This window comes from Sessilibacter sp. MAH3 (genome assembly GCF_054658275.1).
In genome coordinates, this window is record NZ_BAAGIE010000038.1 from 1 (window position 1) to 13,352 (window position 13,352).

General features: G+C 42.4%; 10 protein-coding genes. 5 read left to right on the forward strand and 5 right to left on the reverse strand.

Features of this window, described 5'->3' with window-relative positions; translation table 11 throughout:
* Positions 1-76 precede the first annotated feature (76 nt).
* Together ACYQ2C_RS16950 and ACYQ2C_RS16955 are read right to left on the reverse strand one after the other, a co-directional pair.
* On the reverse strand, positions 77-679 hold the full coding sequence (locus ACYQ2C_RS16950) for a glutathione S-transferase family protein (protein WP_460104330.1): 603 nt from the start codon (positions 677-679) through the stop codon (positions 77-79).
* A 211-nt stretch (positions 680-890) separates the two neighbouring features.
* Entirely contained in the window at positions 891-2,096 is a 1,206-nt protein-coding gene (locus ACYQ2C_RS16955) for a benzoate/H(+) symporter BenE family transporter (protein ID WP_460104332.1), read from the reverse strand.
* A gap of 1,312 nt (positions 2,097-3,408) precedes the next feature.
* On the opposite strand from ACYQ2C_RS16955, the gene ACYQ2C_RS16960 reads away from it, so the two are divergent.
* The 5 genes from ACYQ2C_RS16960 (at position 3,409) to ACYQ2C_RS16980 (ending at position 7,499) form a co-directional block, all read left to right on the forward strand.
* Complete coding sequence (locus tag ACYQ2C_RS16960) at positions 3,409-4,308, forward strand: hypothetical protein (protein ID WP_460051992.1); 900 nt, start codon at positions 3,409-3,411, stop codon at positions 4,306-4,308.
* A 19-nt stretch (positions 4,309-4,327) separates the two neighbouring features.
* Positions 4,328-4,843 (forward strand): GTP-binding protein, encoded by a 516-nt coding sequence (locus ACYQ2C_RS16965; RefSeq protein ID WP_460051990.1) that lies wholly within the window; start codon positions 4,328-4,330, stop codon positions 4,841-4,843.
* Positions 4,844-4,847: 4 nt separating this feature from the next.
* The gene (locus ACYQ2C_RS16970) at positions 4,848-5,246 is read left to right on the forward strand and encodes a roadblock/LC7 domain-containing protein (protein WP_460051989.1); all 399 of its coding nucleotides are present in this window, start codon (positions 4,848-4,850) and stop codon (positions 5,244-5,246) included.
* Positions 5,247-5,265: 19 nt separating this feature from the next.
* Complete coding sequence (locus ACYQ2C_RS16975) at positions 5,266-5,625, forward strand: hypothetical protein (RefSeq protein WP_460051987.1); 360 nt, start codon at positions 5,266-5,268, stop codon at positions 5,623-5,625.
* A 542-nt stretch (positions 5,626-6,167) separates the two neighbouring features.
* Positions 6,168-7,499: an amidohydrolase gene (locus ACYQ2C_RS16980; RefSeq protein WP_460104334.1), complete on the forward strand. Its 1,332-nt coding sequence runs from the start codon at positions 6,168-6,170 to the stop codon at positions 7,497-7,499.
* A gap of 271 nt (positions 7,500-7,770) precedes the next feature.
* Here ACYQ2C_RS16980 and ACYQ2C_RS16985 read toward each other — a convergent pair whose 3' ends face one another.
* The 3 genes from ACYQ2C_RS16985 to purL form a co-directional block, all read right to left on the reverse strand.
* Entirely contained in the window at positions 7,771-8,085 is a 315-nt protein-coding gene (locus tag ACYQ2C_RS16985; protein ID WP_460104335.1) for a DUF3144 domain-containing protein, read from the reverse strand.
* A gap of 283 nt (positions 8,086-8,368) precedes the next feature.
* Positions 8,369-8,989, reverse strand: coding sequence for an FKBP-type peptidyl-prolyl cis-trans isomerase (locus ACYQ2C_RS16990; RefSeq protein WP_460051983.1), 621 nt, complete (start codon positions 8,987-8,989; stop codon positions 8,369-8,371).
* A gap of 225 nt (positions 8,990-9,214) precedes the next feature.
* Positions 9,215-13,105 (reverse strand): phosphoribosylformylglycinamidine synthase, encoded by a 3,891-nt coding sequence (gene purL / locus ACYQ2C_RS16995; protein ID WP_460104338.1) that lies wholly within the window; start codon positions 13,103-13,105, stop codon positions 9,215-9,217.
* Between the last annotated feature and the right edge of the window lie 247 nt (positions 13,106-13,352).

A 13,352-nucleotide genomic window follows, 5' to 3' on the forward strand; every position in this document is an offset into this window, starting at 1 on the left:
TCAATCACTTACCGTTCTTGAAATTGGCGACACATCCTTGTGTCGCGAGAAACTCTAGGTTAATCAGAGTTTCCTATCAGTCAAGCATTCCTAAATAACCATCCAAAGCTTTAATACGATTTATCCAGCCTTGAACAGCCGGATAATTCGCCAAATCAAAACCACCTTCGTGTGCAACGTGCGTATACGCGTACAAAGAGATATCTGCAATTGTAGGACCGTCACCAACAAAAAATGACTTGTCGCTGAGATGCTTTTCCATCACGTCTAAGGCTTTGTAACCACCAGCTAATTTCGATTTATATTCTGCCAGTCTGTCTTCGGGAAGATTTAAATAAAACTGAATAAATCGCGCTACGGCAATGTATGGCTCGTGGCTGTATTGTTCAAAAAACTGCCACTGTAACACCAGTGCTCGCAAGTAATTATCACTGGGTAAGTACGAAGTACCGTTAGCCAAATAATTTAATATAGCATTGGATTCTGCCAAAACTGAACCATTGTCTAATTCCAAAATGGGAATTTTTCCATTCGGATTTTTCCGAATAAAATCGTCAGTCTGAGTTTCTTTTTTTAAGATATCTACATCAATCCACTGGTGGTTGATATTGAGCAATGCGCATAACAATTTAAGTTTGTAACAGTTCCCAGAATTCAGGTCACCATAGATTTTAAACATAGACATCTACCTCTATTCACATTAAAGACTCTTTCTGTTAAACGCTCAACGCATTAACAGAAAGACATCGCACAAATCAAACACACCGTTAGGCTCGACTAAAATCAAGCAACTCGGAAATCTTTTTTGTAAATTTCCGCGCCATTTGAGCAAGACTCAAATTAATCTAACTCTCTAAAAGAACACCAACTGAATAGAATTAATTAGACGCTCAATTTTGTTTTAGACTTACATAGCGGTGACACAACAAATAAAGAGATCCGATAATAATGGCCCAAAATGCCGAGCCGATTCCCCAATAGGAAAATCCCGACGCGGTAACGAGGAAGGTAACAACTGCTGCCTCGCGAGTTGGCTCGTTACTTAATGCCGTGTTCAAACTATTAGCAATGGTGCCAACCAAAGCCAAACCTGCAATCGCTAAAATAAGCGCCTTTGGTAAAGTTTCGAGCAATCCAACCACAAAAACCGCAAAAGTACCGGCAAATAAATAAAAAATACCCGCCCAAATTGCTGCCCAAAAACGTGTTTTAGGATCAGGATCAGCCTCTTTCGATAAACAAATTGCCGCGGTAATTGCCGCCAAATTAAAAGCAAAACCGCCAAACGGCGCCAAAATTAAACCCGTTAAACCGGTCGCCGAAATTAACGGCGATGATGGTGTTGTGTATCCATTAGCTCTGATTACAGCAATGCCAGGCATATTTTGCGAAGCCATGGTTACCAAAAATAAAGGAATACCAACTCCGATAATGGCGCTTAAAGAAAAACTTGGCGCAGTAAAGACAGGAGTGGCAAATTCAAAGGCTACCGATTGAAAATTAAGTTGACCAAGAAAAAACGCTACCGAAAAACCCACTAATAAAGTCAGAGGCACAACATAGCGAGCACTGAGGGGTTTAACGAGAAAAAAAACGGCAAGCATGCTAACAACTAAAATAGTGTTTGATTCAAGCGAGGTAAAAATATCGACACCAAACTTAAATAAGACACCGGCGAGCATAGCTGCGGCCAGCTGAATAGGAATAACTCTTGTCAAACGATCAAAAATACCCGTAATTCCACAGATAAAAATTAACGCAGAACTGAATAAAAAAACCCCAACCGCTTGAGACATGCTCAAACCTTCAAGGCCTACCACAAGAATCGCGGCTCCGGGTGTTGACCACGCGGTAACAACGGGTTGTTTAAAAAGGTAAGAAAGACCTATACAGGTTATACCCAAGCCAATACCAAGCGACCAAAACCACGAAGAAATAAGCTCCGAAGAAGCTCCCAGTGTAGATACCGCTTGAAACACTATCGCGGCAGAACTTGCGTAGCCCACTAAAACGGCAATAAAACCCGCACTAGCGCGGGATAAACTTAATAACGGCATAGAGCACATCCAATTTAATACAAACTGGAGTGTAAACATTAGGCCGTGAAAAGAGAACCACACAAAAACGATTAAAATTTCACCTAAGAATAGTAACGCAGGAAAAGTGCTTAAGAAATGAATCAAACATGAGACAGTTTTTTAGGTAGTGTTAATAAAATTCAATCTAGATCAATCTGCATAATAATATTCCGATTTATTTATGTGTTAATTCAACTAAGGCTTTAAAAACTTAAACACCTAAACAGGTTTTGATGAAAAAACGTAAATAAAGACCCCGTATAAATATTTTATCTATTCATTATCAAGATGATTTTTGGACAGATTCTCGGAAAAATAAAAATCGGTTAAACTCAAAAATGTGATCTGGTAGTCATGACAGTTTCGTAGGTGTAGAAAAAAAATAACAATTCAAACTTTATGCAGACACATTCTAATAATCAGATATTTAGTAATGTCTCGATCAAACAGTGCCATTGGACAGCAATCAGTATTTGAGCAATTTTGTAAGCAATACAATAAGTTGTAACAAAAGTAACAAGTAAAGCTACGACTGTCTGTATGTATGCCTCAGGGTTTAGGTTAATACCTTAAACTCATGCTCAAAAATTATTCACCAGATTATCTTTGCGGATTTAAAGCCCCACACACCAACCTTAGCCATATGCGTATAAAAATAGGTCTCTCTAAGAACAATAAATCTTAAAAAAAGAATTTTCAGGATTTTTTTAAAAAATTAAAACCAAAAAATTATAAATAACGTACAAGATTGAAGATTAAATAAGACAACGGCTATCACGCTAAATAAATTTAAAGAATAATCTGTGCAACAAATTTTTGACCATTATTACCATTTGGAAAGAAATAAAAAATTTTCAGACAAAAAAATGGCCGAATTAAAATAATTTTAAAAAAAGTATTTTTTCTTGGAGTTTTAACTTTAGTTGGCACTGTTATTTCAAAAGAAATTCTTTGTGTAGGCAACTAAAACAAAATATTTGAAGTAAAGTCGCGGATAGTAGTTATACTGCGCAGCCAAAATTAAGAACGTAAAGATTGTGGGTATTCAAAATGAAGGCGATTTTTACGCGAGAAAATGAGAACCATTTTCAAGTAAAATTAAACGTTATTAAATTCCCGTTTTAAACGCAGAATTAAACAAATTTATAAGAGCAATTTTAATTAAATTTTTGACTTTTTACATTTAGTTACATTCTAGACACATCTTTTTTTAAGAATTGCTTTTATACTGATGCCCAAGGTTGTGTAAGCTTATTATTCCAAATATAAGCCAACCAATTTAGGGATAACTCCGGTCACGGATATATTGACTTAACGAAAGCACCTGACGATGTATTCAATTAAGAGCTACGGCTTCGGCCCGCAAGAATCAGACGTAATTAAAAAGCAAGTTCGCTTGATCAGCTCTCGGACTGATTTACCTTGGGTTTATGAGGGCGAAGGACTTGACGGAAATATCGTGCTCGCAAAGCAGCACGTTGATGTATTGCCAGGTGCTAAATTAGTTATTGTCGGAACAGTCTCGCCTGCGGATGCAAAAGCCTGCGCAGCCGTATTAGAATACCCAATTCGCATTATGAAATTTCTTGAGTTGCTCGAGAAATTCGCTCCTAAATCAGCTCTGTCTACAGCCCAAGCTGTTGCTAAAATCTTAGAAGACCGTAACGCACCAGATCTTGTCTTGTTGTGCAATCAAGTTCTGGTGTGCTTTAAAAACGGGAATTCAAAAGTCTACATTGAAAAAGGTGGTAAAAAAGACATTATCGAAGCTGTATCCAAGACTTCGGCCAGTGCAATTACCCCTAAAAATAAGATTCCGGTGAAAGACACCTTTTCATGGTCTAGCTGCATTTCGTCAAAAACCTTGCTGTGGAGCTTAGCGCGTCGAGAAATTGGCTATGCCAAAAGCAATTGGAGTACCGACAAGCCCTACAAACTCGCCAGCTGGCCTCAAGTGAACGAATGGGAACCCAACCCACAAATATTTAAGCTAGCAACATTATACTCTCGACAATCTGTGACTGTTTCTGAAGCCGCCAAAGCCTGCCAGCTTGAAGAAGATCAAGTTAAATCTTTCTTGCATGCTTGCGCTACCTGCGGGATCTCGGTAAAAGCTTCTGAAGTTCATGAAACCGCCTTAAAAGGTGTGAGAGAGCTGCAAAACAAACAATCACTTAATTGGTTGCGCAAGAAGATCAATTCGTATTTCGGTTTAGTTAATGGCAATTAAAGTAATTTTCGTAGGACCGATGGGAGCGGGTAAAACCACTGCCATCGCAGCAATAAGTGATATCCCTCCCGTTGCCACCGAAGCTAGAAACCACGATAAAACCATGCACGTAAAGGCAACAACCACCGTTGCTATGGATTATGGTGAATTAAGCCTCGATGACGGCAATAAGCTTTCCCTTTACGGCATTCCCGGACAAAGACAATTCAGTTTCATTTGGCCTATCGTCTCTAAAGGTGCCTTGGGCGGTATCTTGTTGTTAGATTGCAGTATGAGTGACTGGGCCGAGCAATTTAAATTTTACATTGACTCCTTTCGGTCATTAGCCAATTCCGGGGCTATGGTTGTAGGTCTAAATCGTGTCGAAGAAGACGACAAAGAAACGGTCTCAGGAGTCATCCAAGACTGTTGTGAAAACTTAGAACTAGCACTCCCCTACTTCTTTATGGATCCACGAGATCCACAAGATGTGAATTTATTATTAGAAGCATTAGTGATCAACGCAGAACTCGATCACATACTCCAAGGGGAATAACAACGTGATTCTTCCAGCTGCAACGATTGAAAAAATCAAAGAAATACTAAATTACTCCACTGATATTCGTGATGAAATCGAAAGTCTACTATTATGTACTTCGGATGGTCACGAAATTGCTTGCGCCAGCTATCGAGGCTTAAAAATCGAAGAGGCCAAAGTTTCTGCTATGGCAGCTTCTTTTGCGGGCTTAAGCTTAACAATTGCCGATTGTTGCAATAAGCAAGATGCTTTAGGCGGTATTGTTGAGACGAAAGAAGGCTTAATTATTTGTGGTCTTATTAAAACTCCAGAGGTTGACTTAGTATTGCTTGGAGTATTCGCCAAAGGTGTTCAACACGGACTTGCGCTTTGGAATTTCCGAAATCAACTAAATAAGTTTCGATCTCTACTAAAATCATAAAAAACAGTGGTAATTAATTATGGCAAAAATTGACGAAACCCTAAGACAACTCCTGCAAGTCGATGGCGCAATGGCTGCGGCAGTCGTAGACTACAACAGCGGAATGCTGCTTGGAGGCGCAGGCTCTGGCTTAGACCTAGATATTGCCGCTGGCGGCAACACCGAAGTTGTTAGATCTAAAATGAAAACCATGGCTATGCTTGGTCTTGATTCGCAGATTCAAGATATTCTTATCACGCTAAGTGATCAGCTGCACTTAATTCGCCCTACTCACAAATTAGATGGGCTATTTATTTATTTTGTGCTCGATGCCAAAAAAGCCAACTTAGCATTAGCCCGTATTCAACTTAAAAATGTGGAAGAAAAGTTAGAAATCTAAAACATCTTTTAGATTTTCTACAGCGCACAGTCTCTTGGTACAACTACTTAAGTTGATTTGTGCGCACTCCTATACCTATAACTATAACTCCTATACTTATATAAGAATCGCTGATTAATTCGGCTCTGATTTAATCAGAAGACAAAAACTGGAAACCCTAAGTTAATCTTGACTTAGTCACATCCTTGTTTACGTTCTACATCCGATAAATTGCGACCAGAAAGAACAAGTCTTAGCCATTATTTTCGCTATGCTGCAATTTTAATGTCTCAATAATATTCGTTGATTTAATCCAGCAAACATCAAACTGGAAAAAGTAATTACAAATTTTCTTTTTATGATAATTTACTTTCCATTGTGTTCACGTCGAATCTTTTGATTAATACTCAATTTCCTTCTTTTATTTCGCCTACAACCTTATCTGTATACGTCCAAACTCAACAAATTGGGATTTCATTGAAAATCCGGGCATGCTCATCACGTTCGTCTTACCTAGAGTTTAAAAATAAATCTGTTAGATCAACTCATTAGGCCCAGTGATCATGAAGACTATGAAGAATTTGATGACAGCCGTTGCATTGGTAACCGCAGCGACTGCAAGTGTGACCCAAGCTGAAAGTCAGCTGTCTACAACCATCCAAAAAGATTATGACTCCTACTTAGACCCACTGTTTAAGCATTTTCACGCCAATCCAGAATTAAGCTTGGTTGAGAACGAAACCTCTGATCGTGTCGCTAAAGAGCTGAAAAAGGCTGGGTTCAAAGTCACTAAAGGCGTGGGCGGAACGGGTTTAGTTGCCATCATGGAAAATGGCAAAGGCCCTCTGGTTATGATGCGTGCCGATATGGACGGCTTGCCGGTTGAGGAAAAGTCCGGCTTACCCTATTCATCTAAAGCCACACAAAAAGATCCCATTACTGGGAATGAAGTGCCTGTAATGCATGCCTGTGGTCATGATATGCACATTACCAGCTTGATTGGCACCGCGCGTAGAATGCAAGCCATGAAAGATCAATGGTCTGGCACCTTAATGCTCGTGGGACAACCAGCGGAAGAACGTATTCTCGGCGCTCGCGCCATGATGGACGACGGTATTTGGGAGAAATTTGGCGTACCCGATTACGCGCTTGCACTGCATGTCGCCGCGGGTTTAGAGGCCGGTAAAATTAATGTGGTAGAAGGTAGCCCTTACGCCGGCTCCGATTCCGTCGATATCATCATTCACGGTGTTGGCGCCCACGGTGCTAGCCCACACGCCGGTAAAGACCCTATTGTCTTGGGCTCACAAATTGTTCTGGCGCTACAAACTTTGGTTTCTAGAGAATTATCACCGCGCCAACCCGGTGTTGTGACGGTGGGTTCTTTCCACAGCGGCACCAAACACAACATTATTTCAGACGAGGCTCACCTACAGTTAACCGTGCGCAATACTAATCCAGAAACTCGTGAGCTTTTATTGTCAGGCATTAAACGTATTGCCGAAAACATGGGGCGTGTTGCGGGTCTTCCTGAAGACAAGTTACCGGAAGTTATTTTCTCTAAAGAAAGCGTACCACCGACGGTTAATAACATCGATTTAGCCAAGCGCCTTAAGAATGTTTGGACGGCAGAAATGGGTGAGACTTCTGTTTCGAGCCTATTGCCTCAAGGCATGGGCGCTGAAGATTTCCCTATGTTCACTACCGAACCCTATATTCCAAGCGTCTACTTTACCGTTGGCGGAACACCTGCGGAAGATTTAGCCGCAGCCGCAGCCGGTGGTCCAGCAGTTGCCAGTCATCATTCACCGTTATTTAAAATTTCACCAGAACCTTCGGTAACAGCGGGCGTAGAAGCTACCGTACTTGCACTTTTGGATTTAATGAAAAAATAAATTAATCAGAGATTTCAGCAACACAAGGACGTGTTGCCAACAGCCAAATGAAAAAAGATTAACATTGTGAAACAGTTAATCAGCGGCTTTTTAAAACACTACCAACTTTGACTTTTACGGATAAATTTGGAAAGAATAACAAAGGAATTTGCTCGTACAAATTTACACGCTCTTTTTCTGAAATTTGTTTTTAATGACACGTTAAAAACAGAGAGATTAGAGCAATGATAAAAACCTAAATATTTTTATTATTGTAAATTCAGACTGCTAATTAAGATTCCGAAGCGTCTTTATCACCCACGTAATGCTTAAAGTTTTCGCGATACTCGTCGAAGTTTTCGTGCAAAAATGATCGAAACTGATCGAGATAGAATTTTTTAGCGTCTTTTTCGTCTTCAATAAAATCTGCTTTAGACTCACTGTTATCAGCAACAATAAACGCTCCAAAGCGCGCACAAGCATACATAAGAGCTTGATGTGCATCACCCGGATTTAAACCTTCTTCGCAAGCAACATTAGCTTGTTCGATAAGGTTATCTACTAAATTCCACAAAAGATTTTCTGTATTGTTATCGCTAGACGACATTTAAAAATTCCGAAAAAAATCGTACTTTCAAAACCTGAACACTATGATTTGCAGAAAGCATTTTCCACAAAATCGCAGCCTATTTACTGATGATCAAACTTAAGGACCCTCTGATTAAATCATCCGTGATTTAATCAGAGGGCAGAAATTGAAAATACCATTTCCAATTTCTGTACAATTTCAATTACTTACCGTTTTTGAAATTGACGACACATACTTGTATTGCAAGAAACTCTAGCTTGTGTCGCAAGAAACTCTAGGTTAACCAGAGTTTCCTTGACTATCAGCCAACAATATCTAACAACTCAACTTCAAAAATTAGTGTTGAGTATGGTCCAATCTTACCGCCAGCACCGCGCTCACCGTACGCTAGGTGATGAGGCACAAACAAACGCCATTTTGAGCCAACAGGCATCATTTGCAGCGCTTCGGTCCAACCTGCAATTACGCCACCAACAGGAAATTCCGCAGGAGTTCCACGCGCTACAGAGCTATCGAAAACAGAGCCGTCAATTAAGGTACCGTGATAATGGGTACGAACGGTTGACTCACGGGTTGGCTTTTCGCCGCTACCTTCAACAAGAATTTCGTATTGAAGGCCCGAATCTAGAGAAATAATTCCGTCTTTTCCGGCGTTTTCTTCAAGGAATTTTTGACCTTCAGCGCCAAGTGTTGCCGCTTTTGCTTTTTCTTCTTCTGCCATGACTTGCTGGATGACTGCGAATGCAGCGTTAATTGCGTCTACATCAACCGCCAATGGCGCATTGTTGCAGCCATCAATAAAACCCGCCACGGCCGCTTCTACATCAAAACCGGTGAACGGTTTTTCTGAAATACGATCGCCCAACTGACGGCCAATACCGTAACTGGCTTTTTGTTCGTTCGTCGAAAATTTATTCGTCATAGCAAACACTCTTTGTCTATTTAAGATTAAAGAGGCAATCAAATTAGAAAATCGAAACTTAAAAAACTTAGCACGAGCCTTGACTCGTCACATTAACGCTTCATCAAAATAAAGCCTTAATCACTAAACTGTTCAAAAAATTAACCGATTTTGATTAACCTACATAAATGAAAACCCAGCCTAAGCTGGGTTTTTGATGTTCAGGCGGCTTGGCCACCTATGGATTTAACCAACAAATACACGCGCATTTCTGAAAATTCTCAGCCAAGGACCGTCTTCCTGCCACTCATCGGGATGCCAAGAGTTACAAACTGCACGATACACACGCTCAGGGTGCGGCATCATAATCGTTACCCGACCGTCTGTGCTTGACAGCGCAGTAATACCATCTGGCGAACCGTTAGGGTTGGCCGGATAGTTTTCGGTGACTTCGATGCCGTTATCAACATAACGCATAGCCACCGTACCGGAATCGATACAAGCCTGCAAATGTGTGCCGTCGATAAATTCAGCTTGACCTTCACCATGGGCAACAGCTACTGGCATATGAGAACCCGCCATACCTAACATGAGGATTGATGGCGTATTTTCAATGCGTACCAAGCTCGTTCGAGCTTCAAACTGCTCGGACCGATTGCGTACAAAGCGCGGCCAGTGATCGGCTCCGGGAATCAGTGACTTAAGATTACTCATCATCTGACAACCGTTGCACACCCCCAAGCTAAAAGTTTCTGAGCGAGTAAAAAACGCACTGAACTGATCGCGCAATTGATTGTTAAACAGAACAGTTTTAGCCCAACCCTCGCCAGCGCCTAAAACATCACCGTAGGAGAAGCCACCGCAAGCCGCAAGTCCTTTGAACTCACTTAAGTCTCGACGACCACTGAGCAGATCGCTCATGTGCACATCGACAGAATCAAAACCCGCTTTATGGAAAGCAGCGGCCATTTCAACATGACCATTAACACCCTGCTCGCGCAAAATCGCAACCTTAGGTTTTGCTCCTAGATTTAAATAAGGCGCTGCAATGTCTTCATTAAGATCAAAGGTCAGACGTGTGCTAAGTCCGTCGTTACGGCCAAGAATTCGATTGAATTCTTGTTGCGCACAAACTGGATTATCGCGTAGCGATTGAATACGGAAGCTGGTCTCGCTCCAAAGCTGTTGCAGATAAGACTGAGCTTGATCAAAAATCACTTCGCCGTTAAAACTGATACGAACTTGGTTCTCGTCGTTCAAACCACCCAAGTCGCGAACCATGACACCAGCATCTGCAAAACGAGAGGTAATTGCTGCCAGGTGCTCTTCTTTAACTTGGATAACTGCGCCAAGCTCTTCGTTGAACAGAATCTCTAAAACCGACTCGCCCATTCCCGATAGGTCAATATCAAGACCAACGTGGCCGGTAAAGGCCATCTCCACTAAGGTCGCGAACAGACCACCGTCAGAGCGATCGTGATAAGCAACAACTTCACCGTTTTCCAAGCTTTCTTGCATGGCAGTGAAAAAGCTTTTCAGCACAGCAGGTTGATCAACATCGGGAACTTCATCGCCCATCTGACCATAAACCTGAGCCAAGATAGACCCGCCCATACGCAATTGACCGGCAGCGATATCAATCAACAGAAGTCGAGTATCACCCAGATCAAAACGCAATTGCGGCGTAACGGTTTTACGTACATCGGTCACCGGCGCAAACGCGGAAATAATCAACGATAGCGGCGCAGTAACCGCTCGCTCTTCGCCGTCATCTTGCCATGCTGTGCGCATAGACATTGAATCTTTGCCAACCGGAATGGTAATTCCCAATTCTGGACAAAGCTCCATACCAATGGCTTCAACGGTTCGATACAGCTTTTCGTCTTCACCTCTATGACCGCTGGCGCACATCCAGTTGGCCGACAACTTAATGTCTGAAAGAGATTGAATTCGCGCACTGGCAATATTGGTTATAGCCTCAGCTACCGCCATACGACCGGAAGCAGGTGCATTGATCAATGCCGACGGTGTTCTTTCACCCATCGACATGGCTTCGCCGCAATAGGTGTCAAACGAGGAAGTTGTTACCGCACAGTCGGCCACAGGAACCTGCCAAGGACCAACCATCTGATCACGAACAACCTGGCCGGTAATAGATCGATCACCGATGGTTACCAAGAAATTTTTACTAGCGACGGTTGGGTGCTTTAAAACACGTTCGGCGGCTTCGTTAAGCTCAATGTCTTCACAATTAAAAGCCTGGGTTACGCCGCTGTGTTTATAGGCACTGCGATGCATTTTAGGTGGCTTACCAAACAGCAAAGACATGGGTAAATCCACAGGCTTGGTATCGAAATAGCGATCATTGAGCACAATTTTTTGTTCGCTGATCGACTCGCCTACTACAGCAAAAGGGGCACGTTCGCGCTTACAAATGGCTTCAAATACCGAGAGATCTTCCGGTTTAATGGCCATAACGTAGCGTTCTTGAGATTCGTTGCACCAAACCGCCAAGGGGCTCATGCCCGGCTCGTCGTTGGGAATTTCACGCAATTCAAATAAGGCTCCACAGCCGCCATCTTTAGCAAGCTCAGGGAAAGCGTTCGACAAACCACCAGCACCAACGTCGTGAATAAAGGCAATGGGGTTATTCGCACCCAACTGCCAACACTGATCAATAACCTCTTGAGCACGTCTTTGCATTTCTGGGTTTTGACGTTGTACAGACGCAAAATCAAGATCTTCCGATGAATTACCAGAATCCATCGATGAAGCCGCACCACCACCTAAGCCAATCAACATCGCAGGGCCGCCCAATACCACAAGCTTGCAGCCCGGAGCGTAGGTTTCTTGATCAATGTGCTCTGCTTTAATGTTACCGTAACCGCCCGCAATCATTACCGGTTTGTGGTAGCCGCGACGCTCGCCGTCAAAATCTATCTCAAAGGTTCGGAAATAACCGCATAGATTCGGGCGTCCAAACTCATTATTAAACGCAGCCGCACCTATCGGGCCGTCAATCATAATATCTAGGGCCGAAACGATGCGATTAGGCTTACCGTAGTATTCTTCCCAAGGCTGATTAAAATCGGGAATCATCAGGTTAGAGACTGTGAATCCCGCCAATCCGGCTTTTGGTTTAGAGCCCTTACCTACCGCGCCTTCATCACGAATTTCACCACCCGAGCCGGTACCAGCGCCCGGAAACGGCGCGATTGCCGTGGGGTGATTGTGGGTTTCAACCTTCATTAAGATGTGAACATCTTCTGAGTTAAAACCGTAGGATTGATCGCTAGGATTTGGGTAAAAACGTCCGCAATGGTGTCCGGTCATAACCGCAGCGTTATCGGAATATGCAGAAAGCACATTTTCTGAAGACCTTTTGTAGGTGTTCTTAATCATACCGAATAAGGTATTCGGTTGATCTTGATCATTCAAAGTCCAGGTAGCGTTGAAGATCTTATGGCGGCAATGCTCTGAGTTCGCCTGAGCAAACATCATCAACTCGACATCAACTGGGTTGCGGCCCAGCTCTTCAAAGCCCTTTAATAAGTAATCGATCTCGTCTTCGGCAAGCGCTAAGCCTAACTCTTGGTTGGCTTTAACAAGACTGTCTCGACCACCGCCTAAAACATCAATCGATGTTGCCGGTGCCGGCGTTCGGATAACAAACAACTCGTTAAGCGCGTCGAAACTATCAAAAATACTTTCAGTCATTGGATCAAACAGTTGCTGACGAAGAATCTCTTGCGACTGCAATTGTCCGGTCACAGAATAAACAATCACCCGTTCAACGCGGGCAACGGATTGAAGCCCAACATTTTTGAAGATGTCCGTTGCTTTTGATGACCAAGGAGAAATAGTACCGATGCGAGGACTTACGATGAACTGTTTCGTAAACTCAGAGGCAATACCGGATGAACTTGCGTCTGTTTTTGGCCCGTACTCTAGCAATTTATCAATAATACTGCGTTGTTCTGGGGTTAGGTTATCGCTAGAAAAACCTTCTCGAAATGAGATGACGTGATAGAAGTGTGCGCATACTGACTCAACACTTGAGTCCAGCTCTACCAGTGTCTTTAGGAGTTTTTCGCGGCGAAACGAAGATAGGGCTTCTGTTCCAGGCAGGATTAACATTGATTCAAAATGCCTCAGATCGGGGTATAAACGGACAGAACCGATACTAACCATCAGTACCGGAAAATTTAGGGGCGCAATTGTACTTGAATTGAATACCTCTGGCACCCGAACACCGAACGAAATTTTCAACTCATCTGAACATTAAGTTTGGCATAGCAAAGCGAAGCTATTATCAAGATTTAGTTATATAAATAGCCTTCAAGTGAGATTTAACACATAAATTGCACACAATTTCATTACATCG

Coding starts and splice junctions, on each gene's coding strand:
- ACYQ2C_RS16985 (WP_460104335.1), bottom strand. CDS start 8,085: ATGTCGTCTAGCGATAACAATACAGAAAATCTTTTGTGGAATTTAGTA.
- purL (WP_460104338.1), bottom strand. CDS start 13,105: ATGTTAATCCTGCCTGGAACAGAAGCCCTATCTTCGTTTCGCCGCGAA.
- ACYQ2C_RS16955 (WP_460104332.1), bottom strand. CDS start 2,096: ATGTTTACACTCCAGTTTGTATTAAATTGGATGTGCTCTATGCCGTTA.
- ACYQ2C_RS16975 (WP_460051987.1), top strand. CDS start 5,266: ATGGCAAAAATTGACGAAACCCTAAGACAACTCCTGCAAGTCGATGGC.
- ACYQ2C_RS16965 (WP_460051990.1), top strand. CDS start 4,328: ATGGGAGCGGGTAAAACCACTGCCATCGCAGCAATAAGTGATATCCCT.
- ACYQ2C_RS16960 (WP_460051992.1), top strand. CDS start 3,409: ATGTATTCAATTAAGAGCTACGGCTTCGGCCCGCAAGAATCAGACGTA.
- ACYQ2C_RS16990 (WP_460051983.1), bottom strand. CDS start 8,989: ATGACGAATAAATTTTCGACGAACGAACAAAAAGCCAGTTACGGTATT.
- ACYQ2C_RS16950 (WP_460104330.1), bottom strand. CDS start 679: ATGTTTAAAATCTATGGTGACCTGAATTCTGGGAACTGTTACAAACTT.
- ACYQ2C_RS16980 (WP_460104334.1), top strand. CDS start 6,168: ATGAAGACTATGAAGAATTTGATGACAGCCGTTGCATTGGTAACCGCA.